Annotated in this window: 17 protein-coding genes and 1 pseudogene; 12 read left to right on the forward strand and 6 right to left on the reverse strand. The window is 70.6% G+C overall.

What is annotated here, in order from left to right:
• Window positions 1-86 precede the first annotated feature (86 nt).
• On the reverse strand, window positions 87-1280 hold the full coding sequence (locus O7595_RS10030) for a site-specific integrase (RefSeq protein ID WP_269728361.1): 1194 nt from the start codon (window positions 1278-1280) through the stop codon (window positions 87-89).
• Between the two features lie 259 nt (window positions 1281-1539).
• Between O7595_RS10030 and O7595_RS10035 the strand changes: the two genes are divergently transcribed.
• Window positions 1540-2940: a hypothetical protein gene (locus O7595_RS10035; RefSeq protein WP_269728362.1), complete on the forward strand. Its 1401-nt coding sequence runs from the start codon at window positions 1540-1542 to the stop codon at window positions 2938-2940.
• A gap of 1353 nt (window positions 2941-4293) precedes the next feature.
• Window positions 4294-4891 (forward strand): annotated as a pseudogene (locus O7595_RS10040) (aconitase family protein); the annotation flags it as partial.
• A 405-nt stretch (window positions 4892-5296) separates the two neighbouring features.
• On the opposite strand, the gene O7595_RS10045 reads toward O7595_RS10040, so the two are convergent.
• The gene (locus tag O7595_RS10045; RefSeq protein ID WP_269728363.1) at window positions 5297-6301 is read right to left on the reverse strand and encodes a DMT family transporter; all 1005 of its coding nucleotides are present in this window, start codon (window positions 6299-6301) and stop codon (window positions 5297-5299) included.
• 19 nt (window positions 6302-6320) lie between these two features.
• Window positions 6321-6752 (reverse strand): DUF2000 domain-containing protein, encoded by a 432-nt coding sequence (locus tag O7595_RS10050; RefSeq protein ID WP_269728364.1) that lies wholly within the window; start codon window positions 6750-6752, stop codon window positions 6321-6323.
• Between the two features lie 49 nt (window positions 6753-6801).
• Between O7595_RS10050 and O7595_RS10055 the strand changes: the two genes are divergently transcribed.
• The 7 genes from O7595_RS10055 to sbnA all read left to right on the forward strand — a co-directional run bounded on the left by O7595_RS10055 (window position 6802) and on the right by sbnA (window position 18832).
• Window positions 6802-7626 (forward strand): helix-turn-helix transcriptional regulator, encoded by an 825-nt coding sequence (locus O7595_RS10055; protein ID WP_269728365.1) that lies wholly within the window; start codon window positions 6802-6804, stop codon window positions 7624-7626.
• A 389-nt stretch (window positions 7627-8015) separates the two neighbouring features.
• On the forward strand, window positions 8016-8639 hold the full coding sequence (locus O7595_RS10060; protein ID WP_269728366.1) for a hypothetical protein: 624 nt from the start codon (window positions 8016-8018) through the stop codon (window positions 8637-8639).
• Between the two features lie 862 nt (window positions 8640-9501).
• Window positions 9502-12078: a Pls/PosA family non-ribosomal peptide synthetase gene (locus O7595_RS10065; protein ID WP_269728367.1), complete on the forward strand. Its 2577-nt coding sequence runs from the start codon at window positions 9502-9504 to the stop codon at window positions 12076-12078.
• A 14-nt stretch (window positions 12079-12092) separates the two neighbouring features.
• Complete coding sequence (locus O7595_RS10070) at window positions 12093-15449, forward strand: non-ribosomal peptide synthetase (protein ID WP_269728368.1); 3357 nt, start codon at window positions 12093-12095, stop codon at window positions 15447-15449.
• A gap of 22 nt (window positions 15450-15471) precedes the next feature.
• Window positions 15472-16479 (forward strand): TauD/TfdA family dioxygenase, encoded by a 1008-nt coding sequence (locus O7595_RS10075; protein ID WP_269728369.1) that lies wholly within the window; start codon window positions 15472-15474, stop codon window positions 16477-16479.
• 32 nt (window positions 16480-16511) lie between these two features.
• The gene (gene sbnB / locus O7595_RS10080; RefSeq protein WP_443071588.1) at window positions 16512-17594 is read left to right on the forward strand and encodes a 2,3-diaminopropionate biosynthesis protein SbnB; all 1083 of its coding nucleotides are present in this window, start codon (window positions 16512-16514) and stop codon (window positions 17592-17594) included.
• A 143-nt stretch (window positions 17595-17737) separates the two neighbouring features.
• Window positions 17738-18832, forward strand: a complete 1095-nt coding sequence (sbnA, locus tag O7595_RS10085; protein WP_269728371.1) for a 2,3-diaminopropionate biosynthesis protein SbnA — start codon at window positions 17738-17740, stop codon at window positions 18830-18832.
• A 267-nt stretch (window positions 18833-19099) separates the two neighbouring features.
• Here the strand turns inward: sbnA and O7595_RS10090 are convergent, their stop codons facing one another.
• Window positions 19100-20185 carry a mandelate racemase/muconate lactonizing enzyme family protein gene (locus O7595_RS10090; RefSeq protein WP_269728372.1) on the reverse strand — a complete coding sequence of 362 codons (1086 nt, stop codon included), beginning with the start codon at window positions 20183-20185 and terminating at the stop codon, window positions 19100-19102.
• A gap of 174 nt (window positions 20186-20359) precedes the next feature.
• On the reverse strand, window positions 20360-21592 hold the full coding sequence (locus tag O7595_RS10095; RefSeq protein ID WP_269728373.1) for a hypothetical protein: 1233 nt from the start codon (window positions 21590-21592) through the stop codon (window positions 20360-20362).
• A 177-nt stretch (window positions 21593-21769) separates the two neighbouring features.
• Between O7595_RS10095 and O7595_RS10100 the strand changes: the two genes are divergently transcribed.
• From O7595_RS10100 to O7595_RS10110, 3 genes are read left to right on the forward strand one after another with little or no spacing between them, the layout of a single operon-like run.
• Window positions 21770-22903 carry a DegT/DnrJ/EryC1/StrS family aminotransferase gene (locus O7595_RS10100; protein ID WP_269728374.1) on the forward strand — a complete coding sequence of 378 codons (1134 nt, stop codon included), beginning with the start codon at window positions 21770-21772 and terminating at the stop codon, window positions 22901-22903.
• Window positions 22900-23676 carry a hypothetical protein gene (locus tag O7595_RS10105; RefSeq protein ID WP_269728375.1) on the forward strand — a complete coding sequence of 259 codons (777 nt, stop codon included), beginning with the start codon at window positions 22900-22902 and terminating at the stop codon, window positions 23674-23676. Before O7595_RS10100 ends, O7595_RS10105 begins: the two co-directional genes overlap by 4 nt.
• Window positions 23676-24416 carry an amidohydrolase family protein gene (locus tag O7595_RS10110; protein ID WP_269728376.1) on the forward strand — a complete coding sequence of 247 codons (741 nt, stop codon included), beginning with the start codon at window positions 23676-23678 and terminating at the stop codon, window positions 24414-24416. The genes O7595_RS10105 and O7595_RS10110 overlap by 1 nt, the downstream gene beginning before the upstream one ends.
• A gap of 180 nt (window positions 24417-24596) precedes the next feature.
• Here the strand turns inward: O7595_RS10110 and O7595_RS10115 are convergent, their stop codons facing one another.
• The gene (locus O7595_RS10115; protein WP_269728377.1) at window positions 24597-25565 is read right to left on the reverse strand and encodes a dihydrodipicolinate synthase family protein; all 969 of its coding nucleotides are present in this window, start codon (window positions 25563-25565) and stop codon (window positions 24597-24599) included.
• Window positions 25566-25626 lie beyond the last annotated feature (61 nt).

Here is a 25626-nt window from a genome sequence, read left to right on the forward strand (position 1 = left end):
GACGCGCACGCACCCGAGCGCACGCCGCAACGGTCGGACCGCGTACCCACCCACGCCATGTCCGCGATCCCAGGCTAATCGTGCGCCTAGTCAGGCTCAGGCGGCTGGCCGTAGGAGCTCAACAGCCCTTCGATGCGCTGGTTGTTGATGGACTGCCGGTCATACAGGCACTTCGCGTACCGGGACAGCAGAACCTCGACACTGTTGCCGGCCCGCTGGGCGACCTCGGCCGGGTCCGCGCCCGCGCACAGCCACGTGGACAGCGCCGAATGCCGCAGATCGTACGGCCGCTTCGCGAGCGGCGTGCTGGTGAGCGCCGGAGACAGGGCAAGGTCGCGGCTCTCGCGCCAGACCCGGTGGTAGGTGGAGTAGCTGACGACCCGGCCCTGTTCGGTGAAGAACAGCCGCCCATCGTCGGCCGTGCCGAACGTGGCAACATGCTCCCTCCACATCGCCACCAGATGCGGGGGCAGCGGCACCACCCGCGTCTCCCCGGGCGGGCGGTTCTTCAGCCCGCGCTCATCATGGAACTCGCCGGTGTCGGTCCACCGTTTACCCGCCTGCGGCCGAGTACGGTGCAGGATCAGCCGCCCCCACCCAGTGCGGGGCAGCCGGCAGTCCGGCAGCGCCACCGCGACCGCCTCCTCCGGACGCAGGGCCCGCGTAGTACATCTGCCCAGCTCGCCCCGCTCCACGGCGTAATGCAGCGCGTGCACCAGCACCTTGCGCTTACGGCGCATCGTCTCCACCGCCGCCTCACTCCCGTCCAGCTTGCGGCGCAGCGACTCCAGCACATCACGTGCCAGGACCGGATCATGCAGATCCACCAGGGGACGGGATGCCTTGGCGACCCACTGCAGCACCAGCCGGTCCTGCACCGACATCTCCCCCTGTCCCGGCCGGAGCGTGACGAACGCCCAGTGCCGCAGGGCACGGCGCAGCAGGTGCCCGTTCGGCCGGCCCGGAAGGTCCCCCAGCATCGCCATCGTGACGGCCGTCAGCGCGTCGCTGACCTCGTCCCGGGTCTTCGCCGCCCGGCCTGGCCAATGGGCTCGCGCGTACTCGGTCGCGAAGGAGTACCAGCTCATGTGCGACGGCCCCCGTGCCCCCTGGCCGGAGTTGCTCACCTCGGCCAGTCCCACGCGGATGGCCCGCACCAGCTCCGCCCCGAACTCTCCGGCCAAGCCCGCGACCGCGCTGCCGCCGTGCGGCTGCGCCGGGGTTCGGTCCGCAGGCTGCTCGGGCTGAGATGCGGCGCCGTGGTGCTCGTTCAGGTCCATACCCGCCTCCTTCTGATCGGCGGGAGAATGGCTGCCCGGCACATCCACTCCAACATCCCCTCGCAAGAGGGCACTCGAGCGGCGTCATGTTGACGAGCGCGGATTGTCGGACGTTCGACCCGGCTTCCGTCACCACTGGTCATACCTGGTCCCGGTGTGGCCAGTTGTGGTCCTTGCCGCACTATGCGCACTTGCACGCGCCCCGATGTCCCGAACTACCGTTCCCGGCCAGCCAGAGCACGGACACCGTGGGGGATGCATGGCGAGAACCGCGCGACAGATCCTGAACGCTCTCAGCCGCTCGACGAGCGTTCACATCCACTCGACGACAGAACTGGCCGCGCACGTGGACTCCGCGGCGGCGGCCATCGACAAGCGGCGTCGGCAGAAGGGCCAGGAGGCAGCGCGCAGGAAGCCCGACCTGCGGCCGGTCGCGCTGGCCGAGCACGGGCGGTCCATTGACCTGACGCCGTGGCAGGTGCTGCATGCCGTAGCCCGCGGCTACGTGCTGGCCGGCCAGGGAATGGGGCGCGGGCTGGCGGAACACTGGCTGAGCCTGAAGTTCTGCGAGGCGCTGGACGGCAATCGCGCCGGCGCCATGGATCTCACCGACAAGGGCCGCTCTTCCGAAAGCTGGTACAAGGGCATGCAGGCGCGGGAGCTGGCCGTCGGCTTCGGGCTCGCGGTGGCGGAGCACATCGTGCAGCAGCGTTACCCCGACCACATCGTCTCGGTCGTGGACACGAACACGGTGCTGCGAGCCGGCTGGCCCCTGAGCGTCTCCCAACGGAACAAGGGCTCACGGCCCCGGCCCGACTACATCATCGAGGCATGGAAACCCGGCGAGCCGTCGAAAGTCACCTTCGTGGCCTGCCGCGGAAACCACCAGAAGCCCAGCAAGCGCACCGGCCGAACCCGCAGCACCACGATCCAGCAACTGGTCAAGGGAGCAGAACTGACCGAGGGAATGCAGATCGGCCCCTGGAACACGACGCCCTGTCTGATGCTGTCCACCGAACTCATGGGCCAGAGCGGGGTCGTGGTCAATGTGCTGCAATCCCCAGGCGAGGCACTGCTCCCCCTCCGAATACCCGGCGCCCTGAATGACGCCGACGAGGAGATCAGGGACAATCCCGGAATCCCCTACCCCAACGCCATTCGCGTACCGGCCCGGGACGGTCGACGGGCGCGGACGGTCGACGGCTTCCAGGTGGGCGAGGACGATCTCGCCTGGTTCGGTCAGCTCCTGGCCCGTACCGCAGCAGCCGGCCTGACCGCTTTCTCCGGCGGACGGAAATACACGGCCGGGTATCTCACCGCCCGCCAAGGGCGAGAGCACTACGACGTGCCCGCCTTCGCCGCAACCTCGAGCGTCGACGACGCGGACATCGAGGTCGGCGACACGAAATTCGTCGGCACAGACAACGTCTTCCGCATGGGGACCGCACGCATCGAGGCGTTCTCCGGAATGGACTCAGAACTGTACGAACTGATCAAAGACGGCCGCGTGGAGGAGTACCGGCAAGCGGCCTACGAACTCCACTCCAAACGGCGCGACTCCCATGCAGCCGGGAAATGGAACGACCCGATCTCGTTCCAAGACGACAGCACCGTCATGGCCCTGAGCATCCTGCCCATCCGCAAACGGCGCCCGCTCTGAACCAACAACTCAGGAGATCTTGGCTCTCCTGCGCTCACCGCTACGGCAGCGCAACATAGCTCGGGATCGCCGGTTGGCCAAACCGGCGATCCTCCGGAGCATTGACAGTCCACCGCCACCACCTGCCCGCACGTCGAAAGGCCGCATCCCTAATCCCAGCCTCACAACTTCACACGACCGGCCGCCTGTATTCACGACCAGGCAGCCCGAGCAGCGCTTCCAGGACGCGGTCGACCCACCGGGTCGGCCTTCCCAGGGCATTACGCAAGAGCGTCGCGCCGACGCCGAGCGCTGCCGGGCGAAGGGAGAGCGGCGCCGTCTTGGCCTTGGTTCGCGCCGACTGGCCTTCGCCTGCCGTCTGCGACTGCCGGCAAAGCCGCCGGCATCCGACTCGCACGTTCGCAGTCGCGGTTCGCCGGCCAACACCGTCTACCGCGCTGCGGCGTGGTGCCCACTCCGGCACCAAGTCAGGGCGGGTCTCCCTCAGCCCGCCGGAGGCTGGAGAGTCAGCAGGGACACACACGCCAAGGTCATGCGGATGAGAAGCGGCGGGACGCGCCCGTCGGCCACCGTTCACCCCGGCACCGCGCGCGAGCGCCCCCACCGAGCCAGGCGCACAACCCGCTCTCTTGGCCTGCCCGCACGCTCCGGGCAGCCTCCTTGTTCGATTGAGGGCGCACCATATACCCCTACGCTTGCCCGAGGAAATCGTGATCTACGTCATGGCGCATGGATCGACTATCGCGGGGAACGATAGGGACAAGGCGAGCAAAATAGGCTTTTTCATTCTCGCGGGACATGCGCGGGACGGCGGGCCTGACAACCTGTCAAGTAAGCCGCTGACCTGCGAAAACACGCGGGAAGCCGACGGCCTCCGGAGCCGTGTGCGCAGGTTCGAATCCTGCCGGGGGCACCTCGAAGAAGGTGCCCAAAGACCCCGCCACCAGCGAGAACGCTGAGGACGGGGTCTTCGCGCATGTGCAGCCGTGTGCCGCCCGGAGTGGCCGTACGAGCGGATCTGTGGCCTATCGCGCGACAGGCCACAGGATGAGGTTCCCCCGAGACGCGGGGAGAGGTGACAGCAGGTCAGATGGGGCTCACGAGAGGCGCTCTCATGGTGCCTGCCCCGAGGAAGTACCCGCCGGCTCTCCCGGCGGCTCGCGCCGGAACCCTCAGTCTTCGCCGCGGTGGTGTGGCCGCATCCGGGATCGGCTCGGGACGCCGGCTGTCCCGCTCTCCCCCATATCCCGGCCTCGTCCCGCCCGGGTTGAGGACCGATCAAGGACGGCCCGGGGAGTGATCCCCCTAGCGTCGACGGCATGACAGGACTGATCGTCGGCCGGAGGGAAAGCGATGGGTAGGACACTCGCGGAGAAGGTCTGGGACGATCATGTCGTCCGGCGCGTCGAGGGCGAGCCCGATCTCCTCTTCATCGATCTCCACCTGCTGCACGAGGTGACGAGTCCGCAGGCGTTCGACGGTCTCCGTCAGAACGGGCGCCGGGTGCGGCGGCTCGACCTCACCATCGCGACCGAGGACCACAACACCCCCACCCTGGACATCGACAAGCCCGTCGCCGACCCCGTCTCCCGTGCGCAGCTGGAGACCCTGCGCAAGAACTGCGCGGAGTTCGGCGTCCGGCTGCATCCGCTGGGTGACGTCGAGCAGGGCGTGGTCCATGTCGTAGGGCCGCAGCTGGGGCTGACCCAGCCGGGCACCACCGTGGTCTGCGGCGACTCCCACACCTCCACCCACGGCGCCTTCGGCGCGCTGGCGTTCGGTATCGGCACCTCCCAGGTCGAGCACGTACTGGCCACCCAGACCCTGCCCATGGCCCGCCCCAGGACCATGGCGATCACCGTCGACGGGGAACTGCCCGACGACGTCACCGCCAAGGACCTGATCCTGGCCATCATCGCCAGGATCGGCACCGGCGGCGGCCAAGGCCACGTCGGCGACCCAGTGGGCGAGTTCGCTGGTCAGGCTCTTGTGAGGGCCTTGTGCGAGTTCGAGGTCCGTGCATTCCTCGACCGCCGAGAGACGCGTTTCGTTCACGCCGGCCGCCCCGAAGGGGTACCGGGCGCCCGCTCACTTTGAGCTCCAACGGCCCGAGCACTCTGAACTCGACTCCATGCATTGAAGTTGAGACCCCGATCTCGCATTCTGAACGGATGTGCGTGATTGCCGTCGCACGCGGCGCTGCGTGACGGCGGGAGGTGAGAAGTACGGCTCCCGCCCGGGCCGGGGTGAGACCACGAGCGGAAGCCGAGAAGCCTGCATCACCATCCCCCTGTGGCGATGCGGAACTTCGGGCACGGGTTGCCCAAGTGGCCGGAAAATGCCCCTGATCGGGGGCTCAGCGGCCGGTGGATCCTGTGTGCACGGGCTCCGCCGGGTCGTCGGCGGCCTGTCCGGGCGTGGTGGCGGGCGCCCTCTGGCGGAGTCGGCCCTGGGTGACGGCCAGCAGCGCGCCGGCGAGCATGACGACCGCACCCGCGGCCTGGAGCACGGTGAAGGACTCGCCCAGGAAGACGACGGCGCAGGTCACCCCGAAGACGGGGACCGTGAACATGATCACGGTGGCGGTCGAAGGGCTGACGAGGCGCAGCCCGCGGTAGTAGAAGAGGTACGCCACCGCGGTCGGACCGACGGCGAGGTACGCGACGTTCATCCAGGTGCTTCCGGACAGTGCCGCCCAGTCCACCTCGGGCATCGCCGGGATGGCCGGAACGAGCAGGGCGAACGCCCCGGCGAGGGTGCCGATGGTGGTCGCGCGGAGTGGGTCCGTCCCTGCCAGCACCCTTTTCGACGCGATGCTGTAGAGGGCCCAGGAGAGCGCTCCGAGAAGGTAGATGAGATCGCCGGTGAGACGCGATCCGTCCGCGCCGGCACCCGCGCCCCCCGCGCCGACGAAGAACAGCGCCGCACCCGCGACACCTAGCCCGAGTCCGCAGATCCGGGCGGCCGAGGCCTTTTCCCTGCCGAGCACGACGAGAAGTCCCGTGGTAATCACCGGACTCAGCACCGGAACGATGATGCTCCCGTCGATCGAAGGAGCGAGGGAAAGGCCCCAGAAGAAGAAGAGATTGTAGGCGAACACCCCGAGCAGTCCCACTGCCGCCGCCCACATCACCTGTCCGGCAGTGAGTTTGTTTCCCTTGGACTTCCGCCCCACGAGCAGGAGCAGAAGTACCAGGATCAGCGCTCCGCCACCGAATCGCAGAACTGCCGCCACCTGATGCGGCATATGACCGACGACCGATTTTGAACTGGCGAAGGCGCTTCCGAAGAACGCCATGGTAGCGAGCAGGTAGAGATAGGCGTTCGCCGACTCGTTCCGCGAATTCAATTCGTTCTGCACGACACGTCCCCAGGGCCGCTCACGGGTGCATGCGAGCGCCCTTGATGATCTTGTCCACCGCGTTTCGCGGCCCGTAGACCGCGATGCCGACCAGGTCAAGCTGGTCACGGTGCACGGCGCGCACGGCAGCCCTGTTGTCCCGGTCGTTGTTGGTGGTGAAGAGGTCCGTGGTGAACACGGACAGGGGAACGGCCCTGCCGACGGCGCGCTGATGGCACGTCGTCAGCTGCTCCTTGCTCGCCTCGAATACGAGTACCGGCTGCCGGAACATGGGGAGGTACTCGGTGCCGTCGGCATCCGCATAGGGTTCGCCGATTACCTCCGGCTCCTTTCGGCCGATGCCGCTGACCAGAAACGCCGTCATGTTGAGGCGCTGCCACATCTGAAGATCATCGCGCAAGACCACGGCGATCTTTGTCTCGAAACGAACGGGTTCGTTGACGGTTTCCATGGGGTTGATTCAACCCGGTGACCGGTGCGAAGTCTTGTACGATCTTTGCATGGTTGAGCGTCCGCAGATCCGGGCCTGGCGTCCGCCGCTGGCGGGAATCGACGAGGTCTTCCATGCCCGCATCACCGACCACGTCTACCCCATGCACACCCATGAGACATGGACGCTGCTGATCGTGGACGACGGCATGGTCAGGTACGACCTCGAGCGTCATGAGCACGGCGCCCTCGACCGGACAGTCACCCTGCTGCCCCCGCACGTCCCACATAATGGACGCTCCGTCACTCCGGACGGATTCCGGAAGCGGGTGGTGTACCTCGACTCCACCCAACTCGATGACGGCCTCGTCGGACTCGCGGTGGACAGCCCGGTCCTGGACGATCCGCTGTTGCGCCGCCGCATCCACCAACTGCATCTGAGTCTCGAACATGTCGGCGACGAACTGGAGGCGGAGAGCCGGCTGACGCTGGTGTCGGAGCGGCTGCGCGACCACCTGCTGCAGCGGGTCGAGGACCGGTCCGAGGTACGTGACGCCGGGATCGCGCACCGGCTGCGCGAACTGCTCGACGAGAGGTTCGTGGAGGGGGTGAGCCTTCAGGACGCCTCCGAGGCCCTGCATGTCCATCCGGCCCATCTCGTGCGGGTGTTCAGCCGCGAGTTCGGCATGGGACCGCACCAGTACCTCACCGGCCGCCGCGTCGACCTCGCCAGGCGTCTGCTGCTGGGCGGAATGGCGCCACGCCTCGTGGCCGCCGCGTCCGGCTTCTACGACCAGTCCCACTTCAGCCGGCACTTCAAGCGGATGCTGGGCATCAGTCCCGGCCTGTACGCCCGCAGCGGCGGCGACCCCCGGTCGGCCCTGACAACGTTGTGACGTCCCCGTCGCACGGCACCGCGTACCTCACCGCACCGCACCTCACCGCACCGCACCGCACCGCACCGCACCGCACCGGGAGCAGGGGATCGGAGGGGCGGCGGCGACGCGCCAGAGCGACGACAGCTCCGGCCCGGGTACGGCCCACGGTCCCCGGAAGAGACCGCTGCCCTCACTTTCCGTCCCTGATCCCGGAGCCGCTGTCAAGTCCCGAATTCCCCTGCCACGCGATCCAGGGGCATGACGCTCGTCGCCCGGTCCGGCGTAATGGAGAGGCGGGCCCGGCCGGCGCGGTCGGACCGCGCGGCTCGTCGGTAAGTGGTCTCGCGAATGCCCCGGGTCGTTTCGACAGATCCCTCTTGCCACCCCTCTTGACGGAAGTGATTTTCATGTCCCATGGAACCCGGACCCTGACCCGGACGAAGCGTGCCCTCGTGCTCTCCCTCGCCGCCGCTGCCGTCGCCGGAGGCGCTGCGGCGTCCACCACTGCGAACGCCGCCCCGGTCACACCGCGTACCGGTGTCGTCACCGCGATCCAGGCCGAGCTTCGTGCGGGGTGGGTGAAGACCACCGACGCCCCCACGGGGATCACCGTGGACCTGCCCGGCAGGGCGACCGTCGAGAAGCACACGGAGCGCGTCCTCGGCCAGGAGGTGACCAGCCGCGGATACCTGGTGGAGACCGAGGAGGGATTCGTGGTCTTCGCCGTCACGGAAGTGCCGGACAACTACGACATGAAGCTCCCGACCGAGCTCCAGTCCTTCATGGAGGGAGTGCAGGAGGAAACCGGGGCCTCGTTCATCAGTACGGGCGCCGAGGAGACCACGGTCGAGGGCCGGCCGGCGCTCGATGCGCGGATCGCGACGGACGAGGGGGAGCGGATGACCGGGTCCACCCGTCTCATCGACGGCGACAAGTACCTCGTCCAGGCCGTGACCGTCGGCCCGGAGGCGAACGAGAAGGCGCTGGAGAAGACGCATCGGGAGATCGTCGACAGTATCCGTATTCCGTAGGCGCTTCGCCCTGGGGCCAGGATCCGGGCCACGCTCCACGAGCGGGGCGGCAGCCCGTCAGCACCGCGGTACGCCGTTCGTGTGACGGCCGTCAGGGTTTCCTTCGACGGTCGTCACGGCACCCTTCCGGCGGTCCGCACCGAGCAGGGCGGTCCCCGGCCCCCCGCCCCAGCGCCCGGCCCAGGCGGAGTGAGCTCCCGACGCCAACCCGCAGAAAGCCCGGCCCGGGCGGCGCGCGGTCCCGGCGCCACCCCGCACGGGGCCCGGCCCAGGCGCGCCGGATACCGGTCCAACCGGGACGCACCCGCGTGACCAGCCCGTCCGGGCCGGCATCCCGCACCGGTGTTTCCCGCTCCGTCATCAGCACGCCCGGCGCACGCCCGCGCACCTCTTCCTCCCCCCACAGACGCCCCGCTCACTCGTCCGGTCGAACCCAGCTCGGCACTTTGAAGACATTTGATTGATGAATTTCCCATCCGGCCGGGCGCCGGTACCGAATACCTGACGGGTGCGATTCAAGCGCTTCCCGAGGCGGCCGCTACCAGCGGTCGACGCCGGGGGCCAGCGCCTCGTCCCGACGATGACAAAAACTTTGGTGCGGTGGCTGGACCGGAGGCCGTCGGTGGTTCGCCGGCCGGGATTCATGAGCGTTGCCGTCACGTCGCAGGGCAGTCCGAAGGGATCTGGTCCGAGTGGCAACCCTGCGATGCACGACGGAGACTGGTGATCGTGATTGTGACCGGAGAAGAGCTCACGACCGCGTGACTTCCGGATTGCTCGCTCCGGCCATCGCTGGAGCGTGAGGACAACGAGTGCCGGCCGCGCGGGACGATGGCGACCGGCATTTCCTCAAGGAGCTCGCATGGTGGAAAAGTCTGTCGAGGTCCTGACGCCCGAGCCGGATGAATCGGCGCTCACCGAGCACCGAATTGACGGTCCGGCGACGGGAACGGGGACGGCAGGTGCCGAGAAGGACTTCGCCGAAGTGCTGGCCGGCCTGGTCAAGGCCGAGCAGATATCCGCGGAAAGCCACTTCTTCGAGGACCTGTGCGCCAACTCGCTGGTCATGGCGCAGTTCTGTGCCCGGGTCAGGAAGCGCGACGACCTTCCCTCGGTGTCGATGAAGGACATCTATCAGTACCCCACGATCCGCAGCCTGGTGACGGCGCTCGTGGCCGAAAAGCCCGCATCCGAAGCCGCACCGCCACCCGAACCGGCCGAGAGCGCCGTACCCGTCAGCAGAAGGACGTACGTCCTGTGCGGAACCGCGCAGACCCTGATTTTCCTTGCCTACTGCTTCGCCCTCGGCACCGTCACCGTCCGTGGCTACGAGTGGGTTTCCAGAGGCTCGGGCCTCCAGCACATCTATCTGCGGTCCATGGTCTTCGGCAGCGCCGCGATGATTGCGCTCTGCCTCTTCCCCATCGCCGCCAAGTGGATTCTGGTGGGCCGTTGGAAGCCACAGGAATTCCCTGTCTGGGGACTCGCCTATCTGCGGTTCTGGACCGTCAAGGTGCTGGTCAACGCGAACCCGATGAGATTCTACGTCGGGAATCCGCTGTACGTCCTCTATCTGCGGGCCCTCGGTGCCCGTATCGGAAAGGGCGTCACCATCCTTTCCCGGACCGTCCCGGTGTGCACCGACCTGCTCACGATCGGCGACGGCACGGTCATCCGCAAGGAGTCCTACTTCATCGGCTACCGCGCCCACGCCGGACGCATCCAGACGGGCCGCGTCACGATCGGACGGGACGCGTTCGTCGGTGAGAAGACCGTGCTCGACATCGACACGTCGATGGGCGATCGGGCCCAACTGGGCCACACCTCCGCATTGCAGAGCGGTGAGTCGATCCCGGCCGGCGAGCACTGGCACGGCTCCCCGGCCGAGCGCACCGACGTCGACTACGTGCGCGTGCCGGCGGCGCGTTGCAGCACGCTGCGCCGGACGCTCTTCGGGCTCGGCACCGTGCTGCAACTGTTCGTGCTGTACGTCCCGCTGATGGTCGGCGGCGCGTACCTCCTGGTGACGGAGATTCCGGCGCTGAACCAGGTACTCGGCCCCGGCGCCACGCACATCGCGTCGGCGAGCCTTTACATCGACGCCCTGGTCCTGTCCGTCGTCCTCTTCTTCGGCTTCCTCGTCCTGGGTCTGGTCTGGCTGTTCACCGTGCCGCGGCTGCTGAGCCTGGCGATCGAGCCGGACAGGGTCTATCCGCTGTACGGCCTGCAGTACTCGCTGCACCGGCTCATCGCGCGGATGACCAACGTCAAGTTCTTCGGCTGGCTCTTCGGGGACAGCTCGTACATCGTCCACTACCTGCGCTTCCTCGGCTACGACCTGTCCAAGGTGGAGCAGACCGGGTCCAACTTCGGCACCCATGTGCAGCACGAGTCCCCCTACCTCACCACGGTGGGTACCGGAACGATGGTCGCCGACGGTCTCTCCGTCATGAACGCGGAATTCTCGGGAACGTCGTTTCGCGTCTCCCGGGCCGTCATAGGCCCGCACAGCTTCCTCGGCAACAACATCGCCTACCCGTCCGGGGGCAGGACCGGCGAGAACACCCTGCTCGCGACGAAGGTGATGATCCCGCTCGACGGCGAAGTCCGCGAGGACGTGGGCCTGCTGGGAGCGCCGTGCTTCGGGATCCCGCGCACCGTCGAGCGCGACACCCGCTTCGACCACCTGAGGACCGGCGAGGAGTTCCACCGCAACCTGGCCGCGAAGAACCGGTACAACCTCCGCACCATGGCGTACTGGTTGTTCGTGCGGTGGGTGCACTCGTTCGTGCTGACGGTGCTCGCTCTGGCGACGCTCGACGTGTACGGCGTGCTCGGGCATCTGGTGGTCGCGCTGTACCTCTCGATCACCCTGGCGTTCACAGCGTGCTACTTCACCCTGTCGGAACGGCTCATCACCCGCTTCCGGCCGCTGGAACCCAAGCTGTGCTCCATCTACGACCCGTACTTCTGGTGGCACGAGCGCCTCTGGAAGGTTCCCGAGCACTACCTCAACCTCTTCAGCGGCACGCCCTACAAGACGCTGCTGTGGCGGATGCTGGGCGTGCGCATGGGCAGGCGGGTCTTCGACGACGGCGCGGGCTTCACGGAGCGGACGCTGACCACGGTCGGCGACTTCTGCACGCTGAACCAGGCGAGCAGGGTCCAGTGCCACTCGCAGGAGGACGGCACGTTCAAGTCCGACCACAGCGTCCTCGGCAACGGATGCACCCTCGGCGTCAACGCCCACGTGCACTACGGCGTGACCATGGGCGACCACGCCCAGCTCGCCGCCGACGCCTTCCTGATGAAGGGCGAGGAAATGCCCGCGCACGCACGGTGGGTCGGGAATCCGGCCGCCGAGGCACGTGGGGCCGCCTACCGACCCGTCGCCGTGAACGGCAGCCCGCAGCCGCACGCGGCGTCCGGGCGAGGGTGAGGGAGGACGCACCGATGGAGACGCAGACGGCGCGGACGGCAGGGTCGGCGCGGACGGATGCCGGCCGGGAGTTCTGGCGCGAGGTACTGGCCGAGGGCGGCTTCACCGCGGTGCCGCGGTGGGTGGCGGCCGCTCCGACGCCCGACGCCGGGGCGTACGGGACGTGCGAGGTGACCGTCCCCGGCACGCGGGCGAAGGCCCTGCGGCGACTGGCCGAGGACTCCGGCGTCGCGCTGGACGCGGTGGTCCTCGCGGCCCACGCGCGCGTGCTGGCGGTGCTGTCGGGCGAGGACGAGGCCGTCACCGGCTGGGTTCCCGCTCCGGGTGCTCCGGCGCTGCCGTGCCGGATGACGGCCGACGGCGCTCGTACCTGGAGGGCGTTGGTGGGCGAGGCGCACCGCGTGACCACGGGACTGCGGGCGCACCGCGACTTCCCGGTGGAGGCGCTGGCGCGCGAGCTGGGCGTGGCTGGACCGCTGTACGAGGTGGAGTTCGACCCCCACGGGATCGACGGGGACGTGGGTGGCGGTGCTGTGTTGCGTGTGTCGGTGGTGGAGGGGGTGGGCGGGGAGTTGGTGCTGGGGTTGCGGTTCCGCACCGATGCGCTGGACGGGGAGGCGGCGGGCCGGATCGCCGGCTACCACCTGGCCGCGCTGGAGCAGATGGTCGCAGGTCCGGACACGGCCCCGGCTTCCGTGGTCTCCGACCAGGAGGTGGGTTTTCAGGTGGAGGGGCTGGCGGGTCGGCGGCGGGAGTTGCCGGGGTTGCGGGTGCACGAGTTGTTCGAGGAGCGGGTGCGGATGCATCCGGATGCGGTTGCGGTGGTGCACGGGGGGCGGGAGTGGACGTACGGGGAGTTGAACGGGCGGGCGAACCGGTTGGCGCGGGCGCTGCGGGTGCGGGGTGTGGAGGGGGAGGGTGTGGTGGGGGTGGTGCTGGAGCGGAATGCGGACTGGTTGGCGTCGGTGTTGGCGGTGTTCAAGGCGGGTGGGGTGTATCTGCCGATCGAGCCGGGTTTCCCGGCGGGTCGGATCGCGGCGACGTTGTCGCGGGCGGGGTGCCGGGTGGTGGTGACGGAGTCGGGGAGTTCGGCCTCGTTGGACGAGGCGTTGGTCGCGGTCGGTGGGGTGGAGCGGCTGTTGGTGGATGTGGCGTATGCCGAGGGGCACGCTCGGGAGGATCTGGGTGTGCCGGTGGCGGCGGGGCAGTTGGCGTACATCTACTTCACCTCCGGTTCGACGGGTGAGCCGAAGGGTGCGATGTGCGAGCACGCGGGTCTGGTCAATCATCTGTTCGCGAAGATCGACGATCTGGGGATCGGTGAGGGCGGTGTGGTGGCGCAGGTCGCGCCGCAGTGCTTCGACATCTCCTTGTGGCAGTTGGTGGCGGGGTTGTTGGTGGGTGGGCGGACGGTGCTGGTGGAGCAGGACGCGGTGCTGGATGTGTCGCGGTTCCTGGACACGGTCATCGGGGCCGGGGTGAACGTGTTGCAGGTGGTGCCGTCGTATCTGGAGGCGGTGTTGGCCGCGCTGGAGCGGGAGCCGCGGCGGCTGGGGGAGGTGCGGTGTGTGTCGGTGACGGGTGAGGCGTTGAAGCGGGAGCTGGTCGAGCGGTGGTTCGCCGCGCAGCCGGGGATCGCGCTGGTCAATGCCTATGGGCTGACGGAGACCTGTGACGACACCAACCATGAGGTGATGACGGGGGTGCCGGGGCGGGTGCTGCTGGGGCGGCCGGTGGCCAATGTGCATGTGTATGTGGTGGACGAGGGGTTGCGGCCGGTGCCGTTGGGTGCGCCGGGGGAGATCGTGTTCTCGGGGGTGTGTGTGGGGCGTGGGTATGTCAATGATCCGGAGCGGACGGCGGCGGTGTTCGTGCCGGATCCGTTGCGGCCGGGTGAGCGGTTGTACCGCAGTGGGGATCGTGGGCGGTGGGATGTGTCGGGGAAGTTGGAGTTCCTGGGTCGGCGGGACACGCAGGTGAAGGTCCGTGGGTTCCGGATCGAGATCGGTGAGGTGGAGAACGCGCTGCTGGGTCAGGCGGGGGTGCGTGAGGGTGCGGTGGTCGCCGCGCCGGGGGCGGCGGGGACGCAGTTGGTGGCGTTCTACGGTGCGGTGGCGCCGTTGGAGAGCGGGGTGTTGGCGGCGGGGTTGGGTGCGGTGCTGCCGTCGTACATGGTGCCTTCGGTGTTCCACTGGCGGGGAGCGGGGTTGCCGCTGACCGCGAACGGCAAGGTCGACCGGAAGGCCCTGACCGCGCTCGCGGCGGGTCTCGGGAGTGCGGCCGCGGCCGGTGGTGGCGGGCGTGAGGCGCCGGCGACCGCGGCGGAACGGCGGCTGGCGGCGGCCTGGTCGGCCGTGCTCGGTGTGCCCGAGGACCGGATCGGCCGGGGCGACCACTTCTTCGACCGCGGTGGCACATCGCTGTCCGCGGTGAAACTCGCGATCGCCCTGGACCGGGCCGTCACCCTCAAGGACGTCACCCGCCACCCCGTCCTCACCGACCTCGCCGCACTCCTCGACACCGACACCGACACCACCCCCAACCAACCCGCCACGAACGGCCCGAGCGCGCCGCGGGGCACTCGCCGCACCGCCGGAGACGGTCTGCTGGAGCGCCTGTCGGAGCCGAAGGACGCAACGGCCGGCGCCCTGGTCTGCTTCCCCTACGCGGGCGGCAACGCGGTGAACTTCCAGCCGCTGGCCCGCGCCCTGGCGGCCGACGGACCGGCCGTGTACGCCGTCGAACTCCCCGGACACGACCTGGCGGCCGCCCGTGAACCCTTCGCCCCGCTGGAGCAGGTGGTCGAGCGGGTCGTGGACGAGATCATCGGTCTGGGCGTTTCCCGGGTGCTGCTGTGGGGCCACTCCTCCGGCACCGCTCCCGCCGTGGAGACGGCACGGAGGCTCCAGGAGCGCGGTGTCGAGGCCGAGCGGGTGTTCCTCGCCGCGCAGCTGCTCGGCGGGGCGGCGGAACGGCGGAGCGCCGTCGACGAGCTCACCCGCAGGAGCAACGCCGAGATCGCCGCCGGGCTGGGCGACGACCGCGGTCACACCGGACTCGGCGAACTGGACGCCCGGCGCGCCGAGCACATCGGTGCCGCCTACCGCCACGACTGCGTGGCCGCCCACGAGTACTTCGCCGGCCTCCTGGAGGCCCCGCCCGACGTGAGGCTGTCCACGCCGGTCACGGTCGTCGTGGCCGCGGACGACCCGGTCACGGCGTCCCCCGGACGGCACCGCGACTGGCGGCTGCTGGCCGAGCACGTCGATCTGTACGAACTCGCCGACGGAGGCCACTACTTCCTCCGCACCCGTCCGGCCGAGGCGGCACGAGCCGTGCTGCGCGCCGCTGCCCAGCCGGCTCCTTCCTGAGCCGCGACCGAAAGGAACAGAAATGTCGTCCTCATCCCACGCGTCACTGCTCGACGTGGAGTCGCAGCCGGGCAGGCCCCCGGTCCTGCACGTCGAGTCCCCCGGGGACGCGGCGAGCTGGGCGGCCGGGCAGCGGGACGCACTGCGCTCCCTGGTCGCCGAGCGCGGCGCGGTGCTGGTGCGCGGTCTGGGACTGCGTGAGGCGGACCAGGTCGGCGCGGTGTTCCAGCAGCTCGCCGGCGGACCGCTGATGACCGAACGGGAGGCGTTCGCCGCGCGCGAGTCGTACCGGGACGGTGTGTACTCCTCCACGGCGTGGCCGCCGAACCAGCCGATGTGCATGCACCACGAGCTCAGCTACACGACGACGTTCCCCGGCCTGATGATGTTCGCGTGCCTGACCGCTCCGGCCGCCGGCGGGGTCACCGGGGTCTCGGACGCCACCGCCGTGCTGGAGGCGCTGCCACCGGCGACGGTGGAACGCTTCGAGCGGGAGGGCTGGCTGCTCACCCGCAGCTACAACGACGAGATCGGCGCCTCCTGGACCGAGGCCTTCGGCACCGACGACCGGGCCGCCGTCGAGGACTACTGCCGGGCCAACGCCATCGACCTCGCCTGGCAGGGCGACGGCGGACTGCGCACCCGCCAGCGCCGCAGCGCCGTCGTGCGCCACCCGTTGACCGGAGCACGCTGCTGGTTCAACCAGATCGCGTTCCTCAACGAATGGACCCTCGCCCCCGAGGTCCGCGAGTACCTCGTCGACGAATACGGCGAGGACGGCCTGCCGTTCAACACCCGCTACGGCAACGGCGACCCCGTCGGCGAGGACGTCGTCCAGATCCTCAACGAGGTCTACGAGGCCCACACCGACCGCGAACCCTGGCAGCCCGGCGATCTGATGCTCGTCGACAACATCCGCACCGCCCACAGCCGCGAGCCCTACGACGGCCCCCGCGAGATCCTCGTCGGCATGGCCGAGCCGGTGTCCCTGGCCGACTGCTCGCCGACCGTCGAGGTGAGGGCGCTGTGAACGCCGTCCGATCCGGCCGGACGGAGTCCGCCGTGGAGCCCGCGAAGCACCGGCCGTACGGCCTGGGCGGTTCGGGCGGACCGACGGGTGCCGCGCCGTCGTTCGCGGTGATCCCGGGTGAGCAGGTGCGGCGTGCGCTGCGGGGCCACGAGAAGCGGATCGTCGAGCTCGTCGAGGCCACGTACCGGTTGCACGGAGAGGGCCGTACCGTCAACCCGCCCTCGTACTTCCTGCGCTTCCAGGACCGTCCGGCGTCGCGGATCATCGCGCTGCCGGCGTCGCTCGGCGGGCAGGCCGGCGTGGACGGCATCAAGTGGGTCTCCAGCTTCCCGGCGAACGTGGAGTCCGGTCTTCCCCGGGCCTCCGCGGTGCTGATCCTCAACGACCACGACACCGGCTACCCCTTCGCCTGCCTGGAGGGCTCGATCATCAGTGCGACCAGGACGGCCGCCTCGGCGGCGTTGGCGGCGGACCGGCTCAGCCGGGGGCGGTCGGCCGGGCGCCCGGCCCGGGTCGGGTTCTTCGGCACGGGCCTCGTCGCCCGCTACATCCACACCTTCCTCGCCGGCACCGGATGGTCCTTCGACGAGATCGGCGTCCACGACGTGGCGCCGGAGAGCGCGGCCGGGTTCCGCTGCTATCTGGAGCAGTCGGGCACGGCGGGCCGGATCAGTGTGCACGACGACCCCGAGGAGCTGATCCGCTTCAGCGACCTCGTGGTCTTCGCGACCATCGCCACCGAGCCGCACGTCACCGACCCGTCCTGGTTCGCGCACAACCCACTGGTGCTGCACGTGTCCCTGCGCGACCTCGCCCCGGAGGTCCTGCTCGCCTCGGCCAATGTCGTGGACGACGTCGAGCACTGCCTCAGGGCCGACACCTCCCCGCACCTGGCGGAGCGGCTGACGGGCGGCCGCGCCTTCCTGGACGGCACGCTCGACGACGTGATCGCCGGCCGGGTGACGCTCCCGGCGGACCGGCCGGTGGTCTTCTCGCCGTTCGGCCTCGGGGTGCTGGACCTCGCGGTCGGCACATGGGTCTACGACGAGGTGGCGCGCTCCGGCGGGCTGCACGTCGTCGACGGCTTCTTCCACGAACTGCGCCGGTACGGCTGAGCCGCCCGGAAGCCGGTGAGGAGGCACCTTGCAGGACTGGTCCCCCGGAGAGATCAAGGGTCAGGTCTCCGTAGCAGCTACGGACGACTCCACGGCCGCTGACGCAGGGGCCCGACGGGCCCGCTGCAGATGAGGAGGCCATCGTGCCTGTCATATCCGTTCCCCAAGACTTCAACGAAGACGATCTCTACATCGATCTCGAGTCGATATTCGGGCGCTCGCTCTTCCTGAAGTGCGAGGGCTTCAACTTCGCCGGCTCGATCAAGCTGAAGGCCGCGATCGAGATGGTGGAGGCCGCCGAGAGGGACGGAGTCCTGACGCCGGATTCGATCCTCGTGGAGTCCTCCTCGGGCAACCTGGGCGTGGCACTGAGCATGATCGCTGCGAGCAAGGGCTACAGGTTCCTGTGCGTCACCGACTCCCGCTGCAACCTGACGACCCGGCTGATGATGGAGGCCCTGGGCAGCCAGGTGCACGTCATCGCCGGCCAGGAGGCCAACGGCAGCTTCCTGGGCGCGCGGATCGACTACCTCCGTGCGCTGTGCGCCTCCGACAGCCGCTACGTGTGGCTCAGCCAGTACACGAACCCGGGCAACTGGAAGGCGCACTACCGCAGGACGGGACCTGAGATCGCACGTCAGTTCCCCGAGCTGGACACGCTGTTCGTCGGCGCCGGGACCACCGGCACGCTGATGGGCTGCGCCCGCTTCTTCCGCGAGTGGCACCGGCCGGTGCGGATCATCGCGGTGGACAGCGTCGGCTCCGTGTCCTTCGGCGGCGAGGCGGGGCGCAGGATGATCCCCGGACTGGGGATGAGCATCCGCCCCCCGCTGCTCGACGAGTCCTTCGTGGACGAGGTCATCCGGGTGGAGGAACGGGACACCATCCGGGCCTGCCACCGGCTGGCCCGTCGGGGGTTCCTGTTCGGGGGCTCCACCGGCACCGTCGTCAGCGGGGCGATGGGCTGGCTCGCCGAGCACGGCGGCGACGGGCGCACGGCGGTGGCCATCGCACCCGACCTCGGCGAGCGCTACCTCGACACGGTCTACCAGACCAACTGGCTGCACGGTCTCTACGGTGACGACGTGCTGGACCCCGAACTGGCGAACGCCGAGTCCTGGATCCTGCCCACCCCTCCCCCGCCGGCACCGTCGCCGGGCGGACGGCGTCCACACCTGCGCACGGGCGACCGCGCAGGCCGCCGGCGCCACCGGCGCAAGAGCGGCGGGGAGCCGTGAGCTCCCGGTCGAGCGTGCGGCCACCGCGTACCACCCCCCTACCGCTCGGCCGGCTGCTGCCAGGACGTGACCGGCCGCCAACCACTGCGCCGCCCGCTGTTCCGCCACCCCGATATCGACGTGGCCGGGCGGGTGGGCGCGGTGGGCCGGACGGGTCAGGCGGGCCGGGCAGGCCGGCCGTGCGGGCGGGTGAAGGCAGCGGGCCGCCCGGCCGGGGGCCGGACGGGCCAGACGGACAGGCGGTCCGGGCAGGCGGGCCGGGCCTGCTCACAGAGGCGCCAGCCGGTGGCCCAGCCCGGGCAGGTCCGGGAGCTGGACAAGGCCCGTGCCGTTCGTCGCCGCGAAGGTCTCCGGGGCGAGCGGCTCCTGTTCGACGAGCAGGGGGCCGACCAGGTCGGGCGGGACCGTGGCGTGCGGGAGGGCCGCGGAGAGATGGGCGGCGGCGAGGGTGGCGACGCCGAGCTCCGGCATGCTGCCGATCTTCACGGACAGGCCGGCGGCCTCGGCGACGGCGGCGATCTGCCTCGCCCGGTGGAGACCACCGACCTTCAGGATCTTGATGTTGAGCACATCGGCGGCGCCGCGGCGGACGATCTCCAGCGCGTCGTGGAGCGACTGGAGCGACTCGTCGGCCATCACCCGTGCGCCGCCCTGGGCGCGCAGCGCGGCGAGCCCGGCCAGGTCCCAGCGGGGCAGAGGCTGTTCGACGAGGTCGAGTCCTGCGTCGGCGAGGCGCGCGACCGTGCGGAGCGCGCCGCCGGGCGCGTACCCCTCGTTGGCGTCGAGGGAGAGCGATACGGAGTCGGCGACGGACTTCCGTACGGCGGCGACGAGTTCGACGTCCCGATCGGGGTCCTCGCCACCCTTGAGCTTGATGTGGGGGAAGCCGCGCTCGGCGTACTGCGCGGCCTCCTCGACGCTCTCCGCGATGCTGCCGAGCCCGACGACCCACGTGGTGGGCACACGATGTGTGACGGCCCCGCCCAGGAGGAAGTGCGCGGGCCAGCCCGCGGCGCGGGCGGCCAGGTCGTGGAGGGCGAGGTCGAGCGCCGCCTTGGCCAGGTGCTGGCCGCGGATCGCGGCGTCCATGGCCGCGTGCGCCCCGGCCAGGTCGCGCGGGTCGCGGCCGATGAGGGCGGGCGCTGCGTGCTCGGTGAGGGCGGCCCGCAGCCCGGCCAGGGTCTCCCCGGTGTACGCGGTCATCGGCGAGGCCTCGCCGAAGCCCGACGCCCCTTCGGTGGTGCGTACCTCCACCAGCAGGCTGACGAGTTCGGGGCTGGTGCCGCTGCTGATCGCGAACGGGCGTCGGTAGGGGGCGCGGACCACTCGGGTGTGGAACGAGGCGATCTTCAAGCCGGCTCAGCTCCTTCGCAGGCGTCGTTTCGGTCCGGACCGTAACTTCCCTCACGTCGGCCGTACGCAAACGGACGCGGGCGGAGGCCGTGGCCGCGCCCGGTCCACCGCCCCCGGACCGCACCATCCGCCGGCGCACCGCCTTCGAACCGCACCGCCCGGCAGCCCACCGGCCTACAGCCGTACCCGGTACACGATCGGCGGCCGGCCCGTCTGCCCCTCCTGGCGGATTCCGGTCGGGACGGCCACGCCCGCCCGCTCCAGCCGTTTGAGTATCCGGCGCGCCGTGCGCTGCTGCACCGACAGGTGCTCGGCGACCGCGTGCGCCGTGAGTCCCTCTCCGCGGTCCCCGGAGGCGAGGTCTCGCAGCCGGTCCAGGGTCTGGGGGCTGATGCCGGTCCGCCGCGCCAGCAGCGCCGCTCCCCCGGGCGTGGCGGTCTCGCCGTCGGGGACCCCCGCGGCGCCGTCGATGACGATGTCGACGTCGTCGGTCATCGACACGACGCCCGCGGCGGCCCCGACGGACCGGGCCCGGTTCACCGCGCGGCGCGCCAGTGCCTCCGCCTCGGCGGCGGTGCGCCCGAGGCCGAAGCCGATGTGTGCGGTGCCGTGCCGGGCGGCGAGACCGTCGAGGAAGGGGATGCGGGTGAACCGGTCCGTCGCCTTCTCGAGCACCCCCCGGGTGGTGACGACGAGCCTCCGGCCGTCGGGCAGGGCGGCGAGGCTGCCGCCGAGGATCCTCACGTCGTCGGCGAGCCGGTCGTCCGCGCCGGGCAGGTCGATGACCCCGAGGGCGACCTGGGCGTCGCCGCTGTGCCGTCCCGCCGTGGCGAGGGCGAGGGCCTGGAGGGTCGCCAGGATCGAGTGCCGCGAGGGTGCCAGCCGTACCGTGTGGGTCCGGTGCTCCAGGACGTGGAAGGCCGAGCCGAGACAGGTGATCGCGACCCTCGACCTCCCGGTGTCGCGCGCCTCCAGATGGAAGTCGACGAGGTCCTGGGAGGTGAGTCCGGGCCGGTGGGGCAGGACCCGTATGTGCTCGGTGGGGAGCTTCGCCTCCGTGAGCGTCTCCAGCACCTCGTCGCGGCGCAGGGTGTCGATGGAGACGCGGGAGACGTCGTGGCCGAGTCGGAGCAGTTCGACGAGCACCCGCAGCAGGGTGGCGCCGCTGTAGGGCACGTACATCGCGGGGCGGTCGAGGACGCCGGCCGCCTCGGCCAGGCTGTGCGGCACGACCCCGGTGAACAGCAGGGCGTCCGCGGCGGACCCGGCGCCGGTGACGACGTCCGTCGTCTCCTCCTCGTGGCGGTACGGGAGCGGCAGCAACCGGCCCGCGCCCGCCTGACCGCCGACCGCGACCACCTTGCGGACCAGGTCCTCGGGGCCTATCACGCCGACCGTGAGCGGCATGGCCCGGTCTCCGTTCTGCTGAGGTCGCGCCGGCGACCTGCGGGGGGTGTGACGCACGTACCGACGGGGCCGGGGACGCGTTCCGCGGGCGGTTCGCACGTGATTGACGGCCGACCACGGGAGTCCTAGGTTTCGGCCCAGGCCATAATCGTGTGCTGCCGAGAGGATAATCCCCCGATGCCGCGACGGGAAATGCCACTGCCCACAGTTCTCGAACCGCGCGGCAGGACCTTCGGGGAGGAGGAGCGCGCCGCGGTGCTGCGGGTCCTCGACTCGGCGGTCCTGTGCGGGGCGTTCGGCCGGGAGGCCAGGGCGCTGGAGACGGAGATGGCGGCCTTGTACGGGCGCGCCGAGGCCGTCTCGTCCAGTTCCGGCACGGCCGCGCTGCATCTCGCGGTCGCGGCCGCCGGGGTGGGCCCCGGCGACGAGGTCGTCACCACCCCGATCTCTGACTTCGGCACGGTCGCGCCGGTCCTCGCCCAGGGCGGCCGGGTGGTGTTCGCGGACGTGCGGGCGGACGACGGCAATCTCGACCCGGAGGCCGTGGAGGCGGCGATCACTCCGCGCACCCGGGCGGTCGTGGCGGTCCATCTCTTCGGCGGTGCCGCGGACGTGGTCCGGCTGCGGGAGATCTGCGACCGGCACGGGCTGCCACTGATCGAGGACTGCGCGCAGGCGTGGCTGGGCGAGGACGAGAACGGCCGGCTGCTCGGCACCGTCGGCGACATCGCCTGTTTCAGCCTCCAGCAGTACAAGCACATCACGGCGGGTGACGGCGGTCTGAGCATCACGGACGACCCGGAACTGGCGCGCAGGATGCGACTGTTCATGGACAAGGGCTGGGACCGCGCGGAGGGCCGCATCCACCGCACGATGGGGCTGAACTACCGGATGACGGAGCTCGTCGCCGCGGTCGCCCGGGTCCAGCTGACCCGGGTCGCCGAGGTCGTGCGGGTGCGGCGGGAGCGCGCCGAGCGGTTCGCGGCGGCCGTCGAGGAGCTCGGGCCGTCCTCGCAGGTCCGTCTGCCGTCCCGGCGGACCGGACACGCCTGGTGGGTGATGCCGCTGCTCGTGGACGACAACTCCCGCTGGGCGAAGGACCTGCGGGCCGCGGGCGTACCGGCGCTGCCGGGCTATCTGGAACGGCCGCTGTACGCCAATCCGGCACTGTCCGGCCATCCGGCGGGCCCGTGTCCCCGGGCGGAGAAGCTGATCGACCGTACGCTGCTGGTGCTTCAGTGGAACGAGGCCTACACCGAGGACGACGTCGACCGGATCGCCCGGGCGCTGGGCGAGGTGGGAGCGCGATGAGCACGAGCACGACGGCCGACTACGACCGGCCGCCCGCGTACGACTGGCTGACGCCTTCGCCACGGGAGCAGGTCGGCTGGGACGTGGACGTGCTGTACGGGACTTGGCCCCGGCACCATCGGGACGTCACGCTCACGGAGGTGCGCCGGCGCCTCGACCGCTCCCCCGTGTGCGGCGCCCTCGCACTGTCCACCCGCGGGCCGCTCTTCGACGACCGGGCGGGCAACGAGGAGACTCTGCGCGACCTCGCGGACTGCCCGGAGCTGCTGCCGGTGGGCACCGTCGACGTCCGGGACGCGATGACCGCCGAGGACCGGCTGGACGAGCTGGCGGCCGCCGGAGTGCGCTTCCTGCGGCTGTTCACCGTAGAGCAGGCCGCCGAGCCGGGCTTCCCCGGCTACCGGCACGTCGTCGACCTGGCCCTGGCGCGCGGGATGGTGCTGCTCCACGACGGCGACCCGCGCCGCTACGGCCCGCCCCTGATGGACCGCGGGGTCGATGTGGTCTTCCTGGACCTGCACGCGTATCTGCTGGCGGACTTCCTGCTGATGGCGCGTGAGGAGCCGGGGTTCCGGGTGACGACACGGATGCTGTCGGGTCCCGACTCCGTCGAGCGAGTCGTGCACTCGGTGGGGGCGCGCCATCTGGTCTTCGGCTCGCGCACCCCGTTCATGGACATCTCGCCGCTGACGCTGCGGCTGCGCTACGCGGACATCTCCGACGACGAGCGCGACGCGATCGCCACCAGGAACATCGAGGAGCTGCTGAGCTGATGCCGATCGTCGACGTGCACGCCCATGTGGGCCGCTGGCAGTTCCACCTCACCTGCGGCGACGCGGACGAGAACCTGCGTCTGATGGACCGGTACGGCATCGACGTCCAACTGGTGTCGGCCTCCGAGGCGGTGGTGTACGACGCGGTAGCGGGCAACGCCGCGCTGATGAAGGAGCTGGCGTCCCGGCCGCGCCTGTACGGGTATGCCGTGGTGAACCCGAACCGGATCGAGGAGAGCGCCGCGGACCTGGGCCGCTGTCTGGACTCCGGGCGGTTCGTCGGCGCGAAGATCCACACGCACTATCCGGGGCGGCTGCCCGGCTCGCGGGAGATGGCCGAGGCGTTCGACGTGGTCGCCGAGGCGGGCGTACCGCTGCTGCTGCACACCTGGGGGCGGGAGGTCACCCAGCTGCCCGACATGGTGGCCGCGCGCCCGGGACTGCGAGTCGTCATGGGCCACGCGGGCGGGGACGCGTGGCGGGAGGCGGCGCACGCCGCCGCTTCGTGCGAGGGACTGTACCTGGAGCACTGCCGTACCGCCGCCGACGCGGGCCGGGTCGCCTACGCGCGCGAGGCCGGGGTGCCGGTGGAGCGGATGCTGTTCGGCACGGACGCGACGCTGATCGACCCCTGCTGGTCGCTGGGTGTGCTGCGGGACGCCGGGTTCACCCCGGCCGAGCTGGACCGGGTGCTGTGGCGGAACGCCGCGGAGCTGTTCGGCCTCGAGGTCCCCGTCTGACGGCGCAGGGCGCCCGGGAGGGCGGGCCCGGGGCCGGTTCCCGTCCTGCTCGCCGGGCCCGACCCGCCGGCCCGATCCACTGCCGTCCGCCGTACCGCTCCTCTCCCTGGCCGTCCCGCCTGCCGAAGAACCTCCGTACACGGCCTGGCGCTCCCCCGGCCGCCGGGCGGCCCGGCACACTCAGCGGAGCACGTCCGGCTCCTTCGCGAGCGCCTCCAGGCAGTCGACCACGGCCCGGCGCTCGGCATCGGGCAGGTCCGGACCGTACGGATCGTGCGCCGCCTCCTCGGGGACGGCGCCCTCCCAGACCGCAGCCCACAGCATGCGCTGCACATAGCCCTCGACGGGGTCGAGGAAGGTGGCCTCGGCGAAGGCGTCGAGCCGCGCCGATGCCCGGACGAACGCGGTGTGGTCACCCGCGCGCCAGGCGTCCAGCACCGCGGTCGTCAGCGGTACGCGGGCCGCGGCGATGCCGACGAGCGCCGAGTCGGCGCCCCACATCAGCGAGGGCCCGAACATCCGGTCCTCACCGGTGACGACGAGCTTCCCGGTGGGCAGGGCCGCACGGATCGCGTCCTGGCAGGCCATCGCCCGGTCCAGGGTGGCGAGTTTGAGGCCGGCCGCGGAGCGCAGACCGAGGAGTCTGCCGACCAGCCGCGGCGGATAGGGGTATCCGCCCGCCTCGCCGTGCAGGAAGAAGCCGAGCACGGGAAGCCCGCTCGCGGCCGCCACCTCCTCGTGGAGGGCGACGGCGGCGTCCTCGTCACCGGCCAGCAGGGCCGACGGGTAGACCATGACGGCGTCCGCGCCTCCCTCGGCCGCCTGCACGGCCATCGCGACCGTGGCGTCCATCGCCTCGCGCGGCTGCCCGGCCCGCACGGACCGCGGCACGCCGGCGCCGGCAACGACCGGCCCGTCCACCGCCGACCGCCACACCGCGAGGACCCGGCGGCGGTCCTCCTCGGAGAGGTGCAGCCCGCGGCCCGTGTGCGCCCAGACGGCGACCCCGCCGACGGGCTGGCCGGCGATGTGCCCGGCGTAGCCGCGCAGTGCGGCGAGGTCGACGACTCCCCGCCCGTCCATGGGCGTTGCGACCGCGGGCAGAACGGTGCCGCGGAGCCGGCGCACCAGCAGGTCCGGGGAGGACATGGGCGTTCTCTCCTGTCTGTCGCGGTCGTCCCCGCTACGCTAGCCTTTACGGTCCGGACCG

Source organism: Streptomyces sp. WMMC940 (assembly GCF_027460265.1).
In the GTDB taxonomy this organism is placed as follows: domain Bacteria; phylum Actinomycetota; class Actinomycetes; order Streptomycetales; family Streptomycetaceae; genus Streptomyces.